Origin of the sequence: Catellatospora coxensis (assembly GCF_016862635.1) — a bacterium.
GTDB lineage: Bacteria > Actinomycetota > Actinomycetes > Mycobacteriales > Micromonosporaceae > Catellatospora > Catellatospora coxensis.
The window spans coordinates 1-16,680 of the sequence record NZ_BONI01000035.1; the positions used below are offsets into that span (position 1 = coordinate 1).

The 16,680-nt window shown below is 72.2% G+C and carries 14 protein-coding genes; 8 read left to right on the forward strand and 6 right to left on the reverse strand.

Annotated features, from left to right (window positions below):
• Positions 1–79: 79 nt before the first annotated feature.
• Positions 80–3,031 carry a glycoside hydrolase family 48 protein gene (locus tag Cco03nite_RS20765; protein ID WP_373314285.1) on the reverse strand — a complete coding sequence of 984 codons (2,952 nt, stop codon included), beginning with the start codon at positions 3,029–3,031 and terminating at the stop codon, positions 80–82.
• Positions 3,032–3,354: 323 nt separating this feature from the next.
• On the opposite strand from Cco03nite_RS20765, the gene Cco03nite_RS20770 reads away from it, so the two are divergent.
• The 4 genes from Cco03nite_RS20770 (at position 3,355) to Cco03nite_RS20785 (ending at position 6,166) form a co-directional block, all read left to right on the forward strand.
• A complete protein-coding gene (locus Cco03nite_RS20770; protein ID WP_203693823.1) occupies positions 3,355–4,188 on the forward strand; it encodes an aldo/keto reductase in 834 nt (277 codons plus the stop codon).
• Positions 4,189–4,261: 73 nt separating this feature from the next.
• A complete protein-coding gene (locus Cco03nite_RS20775) occupies positions 4,262–5,014 on the forward strand; it encodes a hypothetical protein (protein WP_203693824.1) in 753 nt (250 codons plus the stop codon).
• Positions 5,015–5,030: 16 nt separating this feature from the next.
• On the forward strand, positions 5,031–5,600 hold the full coding sequence (locus tag Cco03nite_RS20780) for a hypothetical protein (RefSeq protein WP_203693825.1): 570 nt from the start codon (positions 5,031–5,033) through the stop codon (positions 5,598–5,600).
• Positions 5,597–6,166: a hypothetical protein gene (locus Cco03nite_RS20785; protein ID WP_203693826.1), complete on the forward strand. Its 570-nt coding sequence runs from the start codon at positions 5,597–5,599 to the stop codon at positions 6,164–6,166. The genes Cco03nite_RS20780 and Cco03nite_RS20785 overlap by 4 nt, the downstream gene beginning before the upstream one ends.
• On the opposite strand, the gene Cco03nite_RS20790 is transcribed toward Cco03nite_RS20785, so the two are convergent.
• Positions 6,050–7,450, reverse strand: coding sequence for a hypothetical protein (locus Cco03nite_RS20790; RefSeq protein ID WP_203693827.1), 1,401 nt, complete (start codon positions 7,448–7,450; stop codon positions 6,050–6,052). The genes Cco03nite_RS20785 and Cco03nite_RS20790 overlap by 117 nt on opposite strands.
• A gap of 29 nt (positions 7,451–7,479) precedes the next feature.
• Positions 7,480–8,232, reverse strand: a complete 753-nt coding sequence (locus Cco03nite_RS20795) for a TetR/AcrR family transcriptional regulator (RefSeq protein ID WP_203693828.1) — start codon at positions 8,230–8,232, stop codon at positions 7,480–7,482.
• 118 nt (positions 8,233–8,350) lie between these two features.
• On the opposite strand from Cco03nite_RS20795, the gene Cco03nite_RS20800 reads away from it, so the two are divergent.
• Positions 8,351–9,979, forward strand: a complete 1,629-nt coding sequence (locus Cco03nite_RS20800; protein WP_203693829.1) for an MFS transporter — start codon at positions 8,351–8,353, stop codon at positions 9,977–9,979.
• Positions 9,980–10,125: 146 nt separating this feature from the next.
• On the forward strand, positions 10,126–11,019 hold the full coding sequence (locus tag Cco03nite_RS20805) for a siderophore-interacting protein (RefSeq protein ID WP_203693830.1): 894 nt from the start codon (positions 10,126–10,128) through the stop codon (positions 11,017–11,019).
• Between the two features lie 54 nt (positions 11,020–11,073).
• On the opposite strand, the gene Cco03nite_RS20810 is transcribed toward Cco03nite_RS20805, so the two are convergent.
• From Cco03nite_RS20810 to Cco03nite_RS20820, 3 genes are all read right to left on the reverse strand, one after another.
• The gene (locus tag Cco03nite_RS20810) at positions 11,074–12,507 is read right to left on the reverse strand and encodes a glycoside hydrolase family 76 protein (protein ID WP_203693831.1); all 1,434 of its coding nucleotides are present in this window, start codon (positions 12,505–12,507) and stop codon (positions 11,074–11,076) included.
• Between the two features lie 109 nt (positions 12,508–12,616).
• Complete coding sequence (gene recQ / locus Cco03nite_RS20815) at positions 12,617–14,434, reverse strand: DNA helicase RecQ (RefSeq protein ID WP_203693832.1); 1,818 nt, start codon at positions 14,432–14,434, stop codon at positions 12,617–12,619.
• A gap of 86 nt (positions 14,435–14,520) precedes the next feature.
• The gene (locus Cco03nite_RS20820) at positions 14,521–14,886 is read right to left on the reverse strand and encodes an iron chaperone (RefSeq protein ID WP_203693833.1); all 366 of its coding nucleotides are present in this window, start codon (positions 14,884–14,886) and stop codon (positions 14,521–14,523) included.
• Positions 14,887–14,985: 99 nt separating this feature from the next.
• On the opposite strand from Cco03nite_RS20820, the gene Cco03nite_RS20825 reads away from it, so the two are divergent.
• Together Cco03nite_RS20825 and Cco03nite_RS20830 are read left to right on the forward strand one after the other, a co-directional pair.
• Complete coding sequence (locus Cco03nite_RS20825; RefSeq protein ID WP_203693834.1) at positions 14,986–15,534, forward strand: RNA polymerase sigma factor; 549 nt, start codon at positions 14,986–14,988, stop codon at positions 15,532–15,534.
• On the forward strand, positions 15,531–16,610 hold the full coding sequence (locus Cco03nite_RS20830) for a hypothetical protein (RefSeq protein ID WP_203693835.1): 1,080 nt from the start codon (positions 15,531–15,533) through the stop codon (positions 16,608–16,610). Before Cco03nite_RS20825 ends, Cco03nite_RS20830 begins: the two co-directional genes overlap by 4 nt.
• Positions 16,611–16,680: the final 70 nt, after the last annotated feature.

Below are 16,680 nucleotides of genomic sequence, written 5' to 3' on the forward strand. Positions count from 1 at the left end.
CTCGGGCGCCCGCCACATCACTCGGTACAAGGTTCAACCGCTGGATCCGCGCTTCACGACTCCAGCGCATTCAAACGGGTCAGCCGTTGGGGAACAGCATGGCGAAGTCGGCGAAGGCCATCGCGACGTCGCTCTGGGCCCAGAACCGGTGGTAGTTGAAGCTCGGCGCGGGGCCGCCTGCCAGGTGCGCCTGGACCTTGGCCCAGTCCGGGTCCTGCTTGTACCAGGACCGGATGTCGAGGAACGACTTGCCCGCCGTGATGATGTCGCCGTTGGGCATGTCGCCGGTCCAGCCGGACGGGACGTAGATGCCCTGGCCGGTGGTGGCGTTGTAGACGTCGTCGAACCGCGAGTAGTCGCCGCGGGTCTCGGTCGTCGAGACGCCCTTGCTCTCGGCCTTGGCGTACAGCGCGTCGATGATGCCCTTGCCGGTGGTCTTCGCCGCGGCGTTGCCGGACTTGGCGGCGTAGAACAGCAGCGCACGGGCCAGCGACGCGGCGACGCCGACGTCCTGGCCGGTGCTGGTCACCGTGACGTGCAGGTTGGTGTTGGCGGCCGGGCTGGCCGGGTTCCAGGTCGTCGGCGCGCCGGACCAGCCGAGCTCGGACGGGACGGCGAAGTTCGTGCCGCTGACCGTGGTGTTGGCGACCGCCCACGGCACCCACTTGTCGAGCAGCGCCTTGGCCTTGAGGTTGCCGGTGGCGTAGTACAGCTCGGCGATGCGGCCCATCGACCAGACCTGCATGCCGAACCACTGGTTCGACGGCGGGTCGTGGTAGACCGGCTTCTCGTCGTAGAACATGCCGTAGAAGGTGGGCGTGTTCGCGGGCGGCGTCGCGTACGAGCCGGCCCAGCTGTTGGTCGCGCCGCCGGCGATGCCGCCCTCGGCCGACTGCAGCCACTGGTAGAACTCCAGCTGGCGGTTGAAGCTGTTGGTCCAGTCCGCGTTCGCGGTCGGCGACTGCGGCTTCAGCTCGTTGACGTTGGCCAGCGCGTACGCAGCCATCGGGTTCTGGTAGCCGAAGTGGTTGAAGCTGGAGCCGATGCGCCACGACCAGGCCGACGTGAGACCGCCGCCCCAGGCGTAGTACCAGGACATCAGGTAGTGCATCGAATCACGGCCGGTGCCGGCGGCGCAGGTGGTCGCGCCGACGCAGTTGCCGATCTTCTTGAAGTACTTGTCGAACATGGCGTAGCGCAGGTAGTCGCCCATCTTCGCCGCCTTGGTCAGCGTCGACGCGATCTGCGACTGCTTGCCCTGCTCGGTGGCCCAGGTCAGCGCCCAGTAGGCCGCCTCGATGGCGCGGGCGTCGGCGTCGGGGGCGTTGGTGTACTTCCACTGCGCCGCGGGCGCGCTGGACTCCTTGACGAACAGGTCCAGGTAGCCGTTGGGGCCGCCGTGGTTGAGGTTGTCGCAGCTCGGCTGCGGGATGGTCTCCCACACCGACTCCTGCGGGCCCCGCTGGAAGGTGTTGATGTACGCCGGGCGCGTGGTGCCGTTGCCGCAGCGGCCGAAGCCGTACTTGTTGTCGACGTCGAGCAGCCAGTGCATGCCGTAGATGCTGCCGTTGCCGTAGGTGCTGGTCAGCTCGCTGCGCAGCGGGTCGACCCCGACGGGCACGCTGGGCTGCAGCTGCGACGGGTAGTTGGCCGGGGTGAGGTGCTCGGCCGCGTACTGCGGGGTGCCGGCCACGCCCGCGTTGGGCTGGTCGGTCGCCGACGGGATGATGTACTGCTCCATCACCGTCCAGGCCTGGTTGAACTTCGTCCAGTCCTGGGTGAACCGGCCGTAGTAGGCCTCCAGCCACAGCCAGTAGGAGAACGCCTCGCTGGTGGTCTCGTGGCCGTAGTCGGGCGCCTCGACGATCAGCGTCTCGATCGAGTGGTACGGCACGCCCTCGGGCGAGAAGTACCCGTTGGCGGTGTTCTTGATCTTGTTGTACTGCTCGATGAAGCGCTGCGTGTAGACGTTGACCTCGTCGTCGGCCTCGGTCGCGGTGACCACGCCGGGGTCGTACCCGGTGGCGCTGGCGGTGACGGTCGCCGAGCCGGAGGCGTTGTCCGCGTCCTGCGCCGCCGCCAGGGTCACCGTCTGCTCGGTGCCCCAGTTGGTGGTGCTGAACGTCAGCGTCGCGCCGGTGGAGACCGACACGTCGGTGTCGCCCGCGGTGCGGGCCACGGCCACGGTCAGGTTGGCGGCCGGCGCGGCCGACAGCTTCACCTTGAACGTGTTGGTGCCGCCCTCGGGCACGCTGACCGCCGCCGTGCCGGCCCCGTTGACCAGGACCTTCGGCGCGACGGAGGCGTCCACCACGACCGTGGTGTTCGCCGTGGCGGTGGCGCCGCCGTTGTCGGTCGCCTTGGCCTGGAACACGTACGTGCCGACCGGCAGCGCCGAGACGTCCCAGGTGTACGGGGACGAGGTGTCCGAGCCGAGCAGCAGCCCGTCGCGGTAGAACTCGACCTTCGACACGGTGCCGGGCGCGGTGTCCGCCGCGGTCGCCGCGATGGTGAACGCCGCGGGGGCGGTGTAGTGGGTGTTGTTGGCCGGGGCGGTGATGCTCACCGTCGGCGCCGGGTTGGCCCCGGTGCACGCCGTGCCGTTGACGGTGAACGACGCCGGCGACGAGTACGTGCCGCTCCAGCGGCCGTTGAAGCCGATGCCGGTGGACCCGTTCGTCGGCACGTTGCCGTTGTAGTTCAGGTTGGTCGCGGTGACGTTCTGGCCGGACACGGCGAAGTTCGCCGACCAGCCGGGCAGGGTGACGGTCTGCCCGGAGGGCAGCGTGAAGCCGAGCGTCCAGCTCGTCCACGGGTCACCGAGGTTCTTCAGGGTCATGTTGGCGGTGAAGCCGCCGGAGCCGGGGGCTTCGGTCCACGGGTTGGCGGTGTATACGACCTCGCAGGCGACTGCGGCCTGGGCCGGGCTCGCCGCCACCACCAGACCGCCGAGGGCGACGACAGCCGCCGTGGCGACGGCGCCTGAGCGCCGCAGGACTCTGTGGCGGGAACGCCGCAGTGTGTGCAACAAGATGAGCTCCTCGCGAAGACGCCGGGACCAGGTCCCGGCGGGAAACCGTTCGAGCCGTCAGCGATGACGGCGGTGCCGCAGCGGCGCATCCATGCCCTGACGTGCCGTGTCGCGCGACGTTGGCTCCCGGTCGCGAATTCTGATCAGTCTTGCATGGGAGCGCTTCCATCGCAAGGGGTCACTGCCGCGCTCTCGTTGACCGTCCGACCTGCCCGGCAACCGGGCGAAAGCACGCGCAAGATACGCACAGGTGCCGGGCAAGTCGGACGATCAAGACGGAGACCGCGCCGAACGCGGGGCGGCGCACTGGAAGAATGGACGGTATGACCGTTCCTGACGTGACCCTCAACAACGGTGTCCTGATGCCTCAGCTCGGCTTCGGCGTGTGGCAGGTCGACGACGACGCGGCGGAGCACGCCGTGGCCACGGCGCTGCGGGCGGGCTACCGCAGCATCGACACCGCCAAGATCTACGGCAACGAGCAGGGCGTGGGCCGCGCGCTGCGGGCGTCCGGGCTGCCCCGCGAGGAGCTGTTCGTCACCACGAAGCTGTGGAACACCGAGCACGAGTACGACCGGGCGTTGCGCGCCTTCGACGACAGCCTCGACGCGCTCGGCCTCGACTACCTGGACCTGTACCTGATGCACTGGCCGGTGCCGGCGCAGGACCGCTACACCGAGGCGTGGCGCGCGATGGAGAAGCTGTACGCCGACAAGCGGGTGCGCGCCATCGGCGTCTCCAACTTCACCGTGCAGACGATGAGCCGCCTGCTCGACGAGTTCGACGTGGTGCCCGCGGTCAACCAGATCGAGCTGCACCCGCACTTCCCGCAGGAGGAGCTGCGCAAGCTGCACGCGGTGCACGACATCGCGACCGAGGCGTGGAGCCCGCTGGGCCAGGGCAAGGGCCTGCTCGACGACCCGGTCCTGGCGCGCATCGCGGCCAAGCACGACCGGACCCCGGCGCAGGTGGTGCTGCGCTGGCACCTGCAGCTGGGCAACGTGGTCATCCCGAAGTCGGTGACGCCGTCGCGCATCGCCGAGAACATCGCGGTCTTCGACTTCGCCCTCGACGACGAGGACATGGCGGCGATCGCCGGCCTGGACAACGGCGGCCGCATCGGCCCCGACCCGGCCGTCTTCGCCTGGATGGGCTGACCGGACTCCACTACGGACGGACGCCGCCCGGCTCGGTTATGCCGCAAGGCGTCCGTCTCGTATGCTCGCCGACGTGTCTGTCACGGGGCGGGGCGGTCTGAGCCGCAGATTGACCAGAGGACTCGTGGACCAGGCGGCACCCGGGCTGCGCTGGGCCGTGGCGGTGGTGCTGCTGGGGGTGTCCGGGCTGTTCGGCGGCCTCGACACGGTGGCCGATCCGCGGGCGGAGACCGTCGCCGCGGGCACGCCCGTGCCCGGTGGGCCGTGGGAGGTCACCGTCCACGAGGCAGGCGTCCGCCGGGAGCTGGGCAAGCTGCGCCTGCAGAAGGAGAACGACCGCTGGCTGTACGTGATCGCCACGGTCCGGATCACCGCCACCGAGAGCACCATGCCGCCCTCCGACCTGCTGGTGCTGGAGGGCGCGACCGGCCTGGTCAAGCCGACCCCGGCCGAGGCCGCGCTGGAGCGGGACGGCAGCCGCCTGCGCCTGCTGCACCCGGAGATGCCCGAGCGGATCTGGTTCGTCTGGGAGCAGTCCGGCGACGCGCCCGTGCCCACCTCGCTGACCATCTCCATCGAGCAGCGGACCTACCGCGAGGACAGCCTGGGCGGCGAGTGGCAGTGGATGGACGCGGACGAGAAGGGCGACGACCCTCCGGCGGGGCGGGTCACCGTGCCGGTCAAGGCCGACCTGACGCCCCCGTCCGCGAGCCCGTCGCCCGGTGCCGGACCGTCACCTACCGCGGGACCGTCGGCGTCCGCGCGGCCGCGGCCGTCGGTGAACCCGAAACCTTCGCGCAGCCCCAGCGCCGGGCCGACGCAGTGAGCCGAGGAGACGACGCGTGAAGCTGTTGCGCCGCCTGGGGTCTGCCCTCTTCGTGCTGGCCGCGCTCGCCACGGCCCAGGCCGTGCAGACCGCCGAACCCACCCTCAACCACGCCCGGCGGCCCTTCCCGGTGATCGGGGAGGTCGGCGAGGACGTGGCCGCCCGCACCTTCACCGCCCGCGTGCAGCAGGTGCGCTGCGCGGCGGCGCTGAAGATCGGCGAGCACGTGCTGGACACCCAGGGCGTCTGGATCGTCGCCAAGCTGCGGGTGGGCGCGCGGTCCGAACCGACCAGCATCGCGTACGCCGCGGCGCGCGACTCCGCCGACCGGGTCTACCAGACCACCGACCGCATCTCGCTGGACCTGGTCACGGGCGGGCTCACCATGCAGCCGGGGCTGCCGTACGAGGGGGAGATCGCCATCGAGGTGCCGACCGCGTCCGCGGGCAGCCTGACCCTGCTGCTCGCCGACAACAGCTTCGACCAGCGTCTGGACTCGATGACCGAGATCCGGTTGTCGATCTCCGACGGCTCGGCCTGCTCCGCCGAGCCCACCACCGTGCTCCTTCCGAAGGCCGTGTCATGAGGGGCCCGGACTCGCTCGGCCGCGGCTGGTGGCGGCGCAACGGCTGGGGCCTGGTCGCCCTGCTGCCGGCGCTGGCCCTGATGCTCGGCGCGGCAGGCTACTCCGATCTGGAGTTCTGGCAGCGCGGTCGGCCCGAGGCGGTGCTACCCGCCGCGGACGGCACCGCCGACTTCGCAGGGCTGCGGATGCGGGTGGCCGAACTGGCCCCGGCCACGGACCTGAAGCGGAGCGGCGATCGCCCCTTCGTGCTGCCCGACAACATGACCGCGTGGCGGGTGGTGCTCGACGTCGAGGGTCCCACCGACCTCGAACCGGATCAGGTGATCTACTGCGCCATCAGCATCGAGGACACCGCCGGCAACCGTTACAACGACGAGCCGCGGGAGCTGTCCTCGGCGCGTACGCCGCTGGGCAACTGCAACCCGGAGAACAGCCCCGTGCCCGCGGGGTCAGGCCGGTACCAGACCGTCGCCCATTTCGTCACGCCGCGCGGGGTGGAGATCGCCGCGGTGCGGGTCTTCTTCGGCGGCGTCGACCAGACCCGGTACGTGCGGTTCGACCGCTGACTGCACCCGCAGCACCCGGTCGACCGTAGCGGCGACCAGGCACAGCAGCAGCACCATGCTGACGGCGTCGTTCAACACGCTGAGCGGGCCGGACAGCGGCCGCCACACCTCGTTGACGTCCTGCGCGCCGATCAGCGTGCGCTCCAGCTCCCACAGCCAGGTCGGCAGCGTCTGCACGGCGACGAACAGCACGCAGAACATCAGCATCGGCACCTTGCCCGCGTGCGCCAGCAGCCGGAAGCTCTGCGCGAGCGGCGCCAGCGTCTCGCGCACGTTGGCGGTGCTCGCCGCACTGAGCTTGCGGATCGGCGCGGGCAGCTTCGCCCACCGGCGGGCCGCCCGCACCGCACGCGCGGCGGCCTTCCGGTTCAGCGGCGGCGTGCCCAGGCTCTGCCCGTACACGACCGCGCCGACGATCAGCCAGGCCAGTGGCACGACGAGGACGACGTCGAGGGACAGGAACAGCTTCGAGAACCACAATCCCGCCGCGCGCACGGGCTGCTCCACCGGGCCGAGCTGCGCCACGGCCTGATCCCACCCGGTCAGCGCCGCCTGGTACGCCCGCCGGTGCTCGACGTAGGGCAGCACCTTGGCGCTGACCCCCGACACGAACACGGCCACCAGGGTCAGCGACAGCACCTCCAGGTAGGCCCGCACGAAGCCGATCCAGCTCCACAGCTTGTCGGCCCGCAGCCCGAGCAGGAACCGCAGCACCAGCGCGACGACCGACACCACGATCAGCGTCGTGTTCAGCGTGAACGGCAGGCGCTCGTCGAGGGTGAGCGCGGACGGGTCGGTGACCGCCTCGGCCCTGCTGTGCTCGTCCTGGAACACCTCCAGCAGGTACGTGCTGCGGTCGTCGGCGAAGTAGTCGTACGAGGCGTACACCACGATGAACGGCAGCAGCACGCTCGCCACGTGCGCCAGGGTGCGGAAGCGCTGCCCCGGCTCGCCGTCCGGCGTGGTGGCCGGCAGCGAGCGCGACAGCACCCGGAGCATCAGCACCAGCGCGGTCATCACCGCGACCGGGACCAGGGCGAAGACCAGGAAGCCGAAGACACCGTCGAGCTTGCTGGCCTGCACGGCCACCAGGGTCACCCCGCGCCGGGCCGCGAACCCGGCGAACACCAGCGCGAACAGCACCGGCCAGTGCCGCAGCAGCAGCACTCCGACGGTGCCGAGCACCGCCGCGAGGTGGCGCAGCGACCAGACGATGCCGTGCCGGGGTGCGGGCGTCTCGACCACGGGCGAAACCGGCGCGAGCGGGGAGGGGATGTCCGTCACGGGAGCACGGTACCGTCCACGCCGGATGGTCAGCCGTCCGCCCGCTGCGCGATGAGCTGACCGACGCCGTCGAGGATGCGGTCCAGTCCGAACACGAACTCGTCGTACGGCTCGTCGACCTGGTCGAACACCCCGGCCGCGATGACCCGCCCCAGCGCCGGGAAGCGCGCCGGCTCGACGAGCAGCTTCAGCAGCTTCCCGTAGGCCGAGATGGCCTCGTCCAACGAGCTGTCGACGGCCTGCACCGCGGTCAGCATGTCCACCGCCACCGTCGCGTCGCTGCGCACGTAGCCGCTGAGCAGCAGGATCGTGGAGAGCTTGTGCTCCTCGGCCAGCCCGGTGCCGGCGAGCGCGGTGAGCCCGGAATCCAGCCAGGCCAGCTGGTGCGGGGTGGCGGGCGGGCCGCTGACCGGCACCCGCAGCGTCCACGGCTGTGCCAGGTAGACCTCCCGGCAGGACGTCGCCCAGGCGGTCAGCCCGGCGCGCCAGCCCGCGCTGTGGTCGAACGCGGGCGGGTCGCCGATGGCCGCGTCCATCATCAGCGCGAGCAGCTCGTCCTTGGCCCGGACGTAACGGTAGAGCGCCATGGTGGACGCCCCCGCCTCGGCGGCGACCCGGCTCATCGAGACCGCGCCGATGCCGTCGGCCGCCGCGACCCGGATGCCCGCCTGCACGATGCCGTCCAGGGTCAGGCCCGGTTTGGGCCCCTTGGCCGGCCGTTCCCGCAACCCCCATGCCGCGGCGATGTTCGCCGGCACCCCGGTGTCGCTGTCGAGCTCCATCACACCTGCTTCCACCTCGAACGCTTGACTGCACATCCTAGTGCTGCGTATAACGTACGCAGTAACGCGTATGTCATACACAGAAGCGCGTATCACGTACACAGAAGGTTGGTCCTCGATGAACGAGCCAAGCCCGCCGCTCGCCGGCCGCCGCGAGTGGATCGGACTCGCCGTGCTGCTCCTGCCCCTGCTGCTGGTCTCCATGGACGTGTCGGTGCTCTACTTCGCCGTCCCGTTCATCAGCGCCGACCTCGCGCCGACCGCCACCCAGCAACTGTGGATCTTCGACATCTACGGCTTCGTGCTGGCCGGCCTGCTCATCACCATGGGCGCGCTCGGCGACCGCATCGGCCGCCGCCGGCTGCTCATGATCGGCGCGGCCGCCTTCGCGCTCACCTCCGCCGCCGCGGCCTACGCGGGCAGCGCCGAGGCGCTCATCGCCACGAGGGCCCTGCTCGGCATCGGCGGCGCGACGCTGATGCCCAGCACCCTCGCGCTGATCCGCAACATGTTCCACGACGCGAAGCAGCGCGCCACCGCCATCGCGATCTGGACCGCCGCGCTCACCTTCGGCGTCGCGCTCGGCCCGATCCTCAGCGGCGTGCTGCTCGAACACTTCTGGTGGGGCTCGGTCTTCCTGATCAATGTGCCGTTCATGCTGCTGCTGGTCGTGCTCGTGCCGGTGCTGGTGCCCGAGTCGCGGCGGGTCGCCGGCGGCCGGTTCGACCTGCTCGGCGCGGTCCTGTCGCTGGCCGCGGTGCTGCCGGTGATCTGGGGCGTCAAGGAACTCGCCGCCGAGGGCGACCCACGGCTCGCCGCCGCCGCGATCGTGCTCGGTCTCGCCGTCGGCGCGGCTTTCCTGCACCGCCAGCGCTCCTCCCCGGACCCGTTGATCGACCTCACGATGTTCCGGGGCCGCGCCTTCCGGGGTGCCGTCGCGGTCAACCTGCTGGCCATGTTCGCCCTGATCGGCTTCGCCATCTTCACCACGCAGCTGCTGCAGACGGTGTGGGGCATGTCCCCGCTGGAGGCGGCCCTCTGGAGCCTGGTCCCCTCGCTCGGCATCGGCGCGGTCGCCCCGCTGGCCGCCGGGCTCGCCCAGCGGGGCATCCCGCGCAACCGCCTGGTCGCGGTCGGCTTCCTGGTCGCGCTGGCCGGGTTCGCCGCGATGACCGCCGTCGGCGCGGACTCCCCACTGTGGACGCTGATGGTCTGCGCCTCGCTGTACGCCTGCGGCCTGGTCGTGGTGATGTCGCTGAGCGCCGAGCTGATCCTGTGGGCCGCGCCGCCGGAGCGGGCGGGCTCGGCGTCCGCCCTGTCGGAGACGGCGGCGGAGTTCGGCGGCGCGCTCGGCATGGCCGTGCTCGGCAGCATCGGCACCGCCGTCTTCCGCGCCCGCCTCGACGTGCCCGCCGGGCTGCCGGCCGAGGCCGCGGACACCGCCCGCGAGACGCTGGCCGGGGCGGCCGCCGTCGCCGCCGGGCTGCCCGGCGACGCGGGTGCGGCGCTGCTCGCCGGTGCCCGCACCGCCTTCATGTCCGGCCTGCACGCGGCGGCGATCGCGGCCGCCGTACTGATGGCGCTCGCCGCCGCCCTCGCCCTGCGCACGCTGCGTGGCAGCGACTCCGGCCCTGTTTCGCCGACCGCAGCCGACTGCTCGCCGCACGGCGCCGGCTCGGCTTCCGTAGCCCGAACGGACGCCGACGCCAGAGCGGGAGCCGATGCCGGAGCCGGGGCAGCGGCGTAGCGGCCGGATGGCCACCATTTGACAATCAGAGGGAAGGCTAACCTAACCTAAGGCGTGCATGGCGGCCGTCGGCTGCGCGTGGAGGACCACGGGCCGGCGGCCGCCTCGGCATCCCCTCGTCTTCCGGCCCCTCTGGAGATCCGCGCATGAGCGACACCATGGTCTGGCGGCTGTTCACCGTGCAGGTGCAGTCCGTCGCCGAACTCAGCCCGACGTTCAAGCGTTTCACCTTCGCCGGCCCGGACCTCGCCGACTTCGCCGACTGCGGCTACGACCTGCGCCTCAAACTCGTCCTGCCCGCGCCGACCGGCGGGTTCGCCGACCTGGACCACGGCCCGGACTGGTACGCCACCTGGCGCGCGACACCCGACGAGCGGCGCAACCCGCTGCGCACCTACACCGCGCGCCGGGTACGCCGCGAGCGGTGCGAGGTCGACGTGGACGTGGCCCTGCACGGCGACGCCGGGCCCGCCTCGCGCTGGGCCCGCACGGCCCGGCCTGGCGACAAGATCGTCCTGATGGGACCGAACGCGGTGCACCCCGGCCCGCACGGCGGGGTCGAGTTCGTGCCGCCCGCGCCCGGCGTGCCGGTGCTGCTGGCCGGGGACGAGACCGCGGTGCCCGCCATCGCCGCGATCCTGGAGCGGCTGCCCGCGGACACGGTCGGCGCGGCGCTGCTGGAGGTGCCGTACCCGGCCGACGAGCTGGCGGTCACCGCGCCCGCCGGGGTGACCGTGCGCTGGCTGGCCCGCGACGGCGCCGCTCACGGCAGCCTGCTGGTCCCCGCGGTCCAGGAGGCGGCGGCGCGGCTGGTGCCGGTGCCCGGGGCGGCCGAGACCGTCGAGGACGTCGACGTGGACAACGACATCCTGTGGGAGGTCCCCGAGGCCGCGGCCAGCGGACGCCTCTACGCCTGGCTCGCCGGTGAGGCCGCGGTGATCCGCACCCTGCGCCGTCACCTGGTCAGCGAGCGCGGCCTGGACCGCAAGGCGGTCGCCTTCATGGGCTACTGGCGCCAGGGCCGCACCGAGGAGGGCTGACCCGTCCGACCCGTGGCCCGCCGCGATCTCGCGGCGGGCCAGGCGGCGTGACGGTCAGGGGGCGGCGTTCATCAGGTCCAGGGCGCTCTGCTGGCGGGCGGCGTCGAGTCTGTCGACGGGGCCCGCCCAGCGCAGGCCGTACAGGTCCAGCGGGGTGCGGTCGGCGGCGTACGCGGCGTCGGCCTGGCGGCGCAGGTAGGCCGTGTAGGGGCGGTCGGACAGCGCGTTGTTGAGGGCGGCCAGGCCGCGCACGTACGCCCCCTTGAACGAGGGCCCGTCCGCGCCGCAGTCCCCGCCCTCGCACGGGTCGCGCAGGATGCCGTTGACGTGCAGCAGCCCGGTCGTGGTCGAGGCGTCGGCGAGCCGCCGCGCGGTGGCCAGCAGGCTCGCGTCCCCGGTGGCCCGGTGCAGCTCCACCAGCCCGCCCAGCGGCACCCCCTGGTTGTACGACCACACCGGCTGGTTGTTGTTCCGGCAGGTGGAAAGGCTGATCCCGTCGTTGATCAGCGACGAGCCGTTGATCATCCCGGTGCCCTGGAACCACGTCCACGTCGCCCGCGCCCGGTTCAGGTAGGTCACGTCACCCGCGATCCGGTTGTGCAGGGCGGCGGTGACGTGCAGGTAGAGGCCGTTCGCGATGGCGTTCTTCGCGGTCCGCGCGGTGCTCCACCAGACCCCGCCGCCGCAGACCCCGTCCCAGTACGCAGCCATGTGGTCGGCGGCCACCCGGGCCGTGTTCAGGTAGCGGGCCTCGCCGGTGAGGTCGTACGCGGCGATCCAGGCCAGCGCCCACCAGCCGGTGTCGTCGATGTACTCGTTGCGGAAGCTGCCCTGGTACGCGCCCAGGTTGAGGTCGTAGGTGCGCCCGATCGCGTACCGGTAGCTGCCCATGCCGGTGATCCGGACGTTGTCGATGAGCGCGGTCAGCGCGTTGGCGGTGTTCCACCAGCCGGTGGTGTCGAACCGCCCGGTGGCCAGGTTGTAGGAGGTCATCAGCCCGGTGGCGGCGGCGGTGCGCCGGTTGCCGGCGTTCCAGGTGGTGCGCGCCCAGGTGGTGCAGGCGATCTCGGGGCGGTCGCCGGCCTTGCCGCAGGCCCGCAGCGCGCCGACGCCGAGGCCCGCCCAGTCGTCCACGTTGAACATCGCGGTGCGCCAGCCGCGCTGCCCCGCCGGGACGGCAGTGTCCCCGAGCAGCCCGGTCCAGGTGCGGCCGCCGTTGAAGGAGCGGTCGAGCCAGACCCGGTCGCCCGCGTTGCCGTTGGCGATGCTCGCCCAGCCCATCGCGTCGGCGTCGTCGAAGTGCAGCACGATCTGCCGGCCCCAGACCCCGGCGCTGACCGGGGCGCGATCGCCCGGGGACAGCGCCGCGTCGCGCCCGTCGCAGTAGCGGTTGCAGATCGGTGCCGCCGTGGCGGCGCTCGCCATCGGCCCGGCGACCAGGCCCGCGACGGCGAGCCCGGCGGCGAGCAGACGTACCGGTAGTCGCATGATGATCCTCCTGCTCAGGAAACCCGGATGCAGGAGAGCGCTCTCACTGTGCACTCATGTAACAGGAGGTTCACAGTTTCGTCAACGTCGATGGAATGCCAACCCCGGGTCAGGCCGCGGCGAGCGTCTCCAGCACCCCGTCGCCGTACTTGGCCAGCTTGTTCTCGCCGACCCCGCTGATCCCGCGCAGCTTGCCGAGCGAGTCCGGGGCCTGCGCGGCGATCTCGCGCAGCGTCGCGTCGTGGAAGATGACGTACGCCGGGACGCCCTGCTCCTTCGCGGTCGCCGCACGCCAGGCCCGCAGCGCCTCGAACCGGGGCACAGCGTCTGCGGGCAGCTCCGCCACTGCCGCCGCGGCCGACGCCTTGCGCGACGAACCCGACGCGCGGGCCGGGCGCTCGGGCTCGCGGCGCATCATCACCTCGCGGCGGCGGCCCAGCACGTCGGCGCTCGCGTCGGTCAGCGCCAGGGTGCCGTGCTCACCCTGCACCGCCAGGAGCCCCTGGGCCAGCAGCTGGCGCACCACCCCGCGCCACTCGGACTCCTGCAGCTCGGTGCCGATGCCGAACACGGTCAGCTCGTCGTGGCGGTGCTGCGCCACCTTGTCGGTCTTGCGGCCGAGCAGGATGTCGATCGACTGCCCGGCGCCGAAGCGCTGGTTGCGCTCGCGCTGCAGCCGCAGCACCGTGGACAGCAGCTTCTGCGCGGGCACGGTGCCGTCCCAGGACTCCGGCGGGCTCAGGCAGGTGTCGCAGTTGCCGCACGGCTCGCCGGTCTGCCCGAAGTAGGCCAGCAGCTGCACCCGCCGGCACTGCACCGTCTCGCACAGCGCCAGCATCGCGTCCAGATGCGCGGCCAGCCCGCGCCGGTAGGCCGCGTCCCCGGCCGAGCTGTCGATCATCTTGCGCTGCTGCACCACGTCCTGCAGGCCGTAGGCCAGCCAGGCCGTCGACGGCAGCCCGTCGCGGCCGGCGCGGCCGGTCTCCTGGTAGTAGCCCTCGACCGACTTCGGCAGGTCGAGGTGCGCGACGAAGCGCACGTCCGGCTTGTCGATGCCCATCCCGAACGCGATGGTGGCCACCATGACCAGCCCGTCCTCGCGCAGGAAGCGGGACTGGTTCCGCGCACGGGTGCCCGAGTCCAGCCCGGCGTGGTAGGGCAGCGCGTCGATACCCTGCTGCACGAGGAACTCCGCGGTCTTCTCCACCGAAGCCCGGGACAGGCAGTAGACGATGCCCGCGTCCCCGGCGTGCTCGGTGCGCAGCAACTCCAGCAGCTGCTTCTTCGGGTCGTTCTTCGGCACGATGCGGTACTGGATGTTGGGCCGGTCGAAGCTGGAGACGAACAGGCGCGCCTGCGTCAACTGCAGGCGCTGCGCGATCTCGGTGCGGGTGGCGGTGGTCGCGGTCGCGGTCAGCGCGATGCGCGGCACGTCCGGCCAGCGCTCGTGCAGCACGGACAGGGCCAGGTAGTCCGGCCGGAAGTCGTGGCCCCACTGCGAGACACAGTGCGCCTCGTCGATCGCGAACAGCGAGATCTTGCCGCGCTCCAGCAGGCGCAGCGCCGAACCCGAGCTCAGCCCCTCGGGGGCGAGGTAGAGCAGGTCCAGCTCGCCCGCGACGAACTGCGCCTCGACCACGCGACGCTCGTCGAGGTCGAGGGTCGAGTTGAGGAAGCCCGCCTTCACGCCCAGCGCGGTGAGCGCGTCGACCTGGTCCTGCATCAGCGCGATCAGCGGCGAGACCACCACGCCGACGCCGGGCCGGACCAGGGCCGGGATCTGGTAACAGAGCGACTTGCCGCCCCCGGTCGGCATGAGCACCAGGGCGTCGCCGCCGCCGATCACGTGGTCGATGATCTCCTGCTGCTCGCCGCGGAACGAGCCGTAGCCGAAGATCCTGCTCAACACCTGCGAAGCATCCTGCACCCGTCGATCCTATGGACCGGCCCTGACGGCACGCATGCCGGTGCGACGACGGTGACACGACCAGGGGCGCGTCACTCACCCCGGCGTCACCCGCCGGACGCGCTCCGCCGCACCACCAGCGCGCTGGTCACACGGGTGATCACGTCGTACGGGATCGGCTCGCGCAGCGGGAAGCGCAGGGTGCCCTTCGCCGCCCGGTACGGCGCGACGACCTCCTCGAACGCCGCGTCCCCGTCCGGCACCGGGTACACCGAGACGTGGTGCTTCCAGCCGGCGAAGTACACGAGATACCGCCCGTCCAGGGTGATGGTGGGGATCCCGTAGCTGATGCTCTGCCCCGCCTGCGCCGGCGCGGCGGCCAGGATGGTCCGCCGGACCTGCCGCAGCACGTCCTGCACCTCTTCGGGGAACGAGTCGATGTAGTCGTCGATCGTGGTGAACCGGGCCGCCATTCATTCATCATCCCGTCTGCCGGCCGAACCCGGCAGTCCGCCGCGAGCGGGCGGGAACAGAACACCGCCCTGCGGGCAGTCATGAGTATGTTGCACACCATGGCCGAGCCGCGGGTCAGCCGCTCCGACGTGGCGGGCCTCTTCGACGAGCACGGGGCGGAGCTGCTGCGCTACTGCGCGGGCCGGGTCGGTCCGGCCGTCGCCGAGGACGTCGTGGCCGACACCTTCCTCATCGCGCACCAGCGCCGGCACCGGCTCGGCGACGGCCCGGCGCGGGCCTGGCTCTACGGCATCGCCACCAACCTGCTGCGACGGCACCGGCGCAGCGAGACCCGCGGGCTGCGCGCGCTGGCCCGTACCGGTCGCGAACCGGACGTGTCCGACATCGCCGAACGGGCCGCCGCGCGGGCGGACGCGTCGGCGCAGACCCGGCGGCTGGCCGGAGTGCTCGCCGCGCTGCCCGCCCGCCAGCGCGACGTGCTGCTGCTGCACGCCGTGGCGGAGCTCGGCTACGAGGAGATCGCCGCCACGCTCGGCATACCGCTGGGCTCGGTGCAGTCGGCGCTGCACCGCGCGCGGGTCAAACTGCGCGCCGCCCTGGCCACCGAACCCGATGCCGACCGATCCGCTCCCGGAGGCTCCCGATGACCGACGACGCCGACCTGCGCAGCCTGCGTGAATTCCACCAGGACCGCCCCGGAACCGCCCCCGGCGCGCTCGACCGGGTGCGCCGCCGCGTCCAGACCGCGACCCCCCCGCACGCGCCCCGGCGCCTCCTCCTCCCCCGCTGGGCCGCTCCTGCCGCAACCGCGGCGGTGGTCGCCGTCGTGGTCGTCGGCGTGACGCTGCTGGGCACGGCAGGCGGCGGCACCTCGCTGCCGGGTGATCCGGCGAGTTCCGCGCCCACCGCGACGGAGGACACCTCGGAGCTGTGGCTGAGGTACGGCGCGCGGGTCCCGGTCGCCGCGGTCTTCGCCGAGCTGGACCAGGTTGCGGCCGGCGCCGCCCCGGCCGTGCCGCGTGCCGGCCAACTGCTGTGCTCGTACACCACCGTGCTCACCCGCTCCGGCCCGTCACCCGTGCCGGGCAGCGACCCGGCGTGGTCCGGGGGGCTGGCGCGCTGTTTCGAGCCCGAAGGGCTGATCGAGATACCCGCGCCGGTTCTCGGCGAGGTCAAGGGGCAGTCCCCCGAGGAGCAGCTCGCCGCCGCGCGGGACGGTTTCGCCGCCGCCGGACCCGGCTGGGGGTATCCGACCGCGGCCTGGCTGGCCACCCTGCCCACCGATCCGGAGCTGCTGCTCGCCAGCTTCCGGGCGGGCTCGCGTGGACCGGCCGAGGTCGACGATCTCACCCGATGGCAGCAGTACGGGCGGTTCCTGACCCGGGTCGATCCGCTGCTTCCGGCCGCCCAGCGCGCCGCCTTCCACCGGCTGCTGGGCGGGCTCGACGGCCTCACCGCGGTCGAAGCCTTCACCGACTCGGGCAAGCGCCTTCTGGCGGTACGCCTGACCAGCGGAACGGTCAGCGACGAGCTGCTGTTCAATCCGGGCACCGGCCGCCTGGCCGGACACGTCGAACTGGCCGGGCGGGCCGACCCGGCCGCGAGCGGCGGGCCGGGATCGTCACCGGGCGGCGAGCCGGTGCCGGTCCGGCAGGAGCTGTTGGGATACGCGTTCCAGCCTGCGTCGAGCTGGGGCAGCCCGTCCGCGACCGCACGGCGGTAGCGAGATGCCGCCTGGTCTGGCGACGCGGCGCGAGGGCACCGATACGCGCGGTTCCGCCCGGTAACGAAAG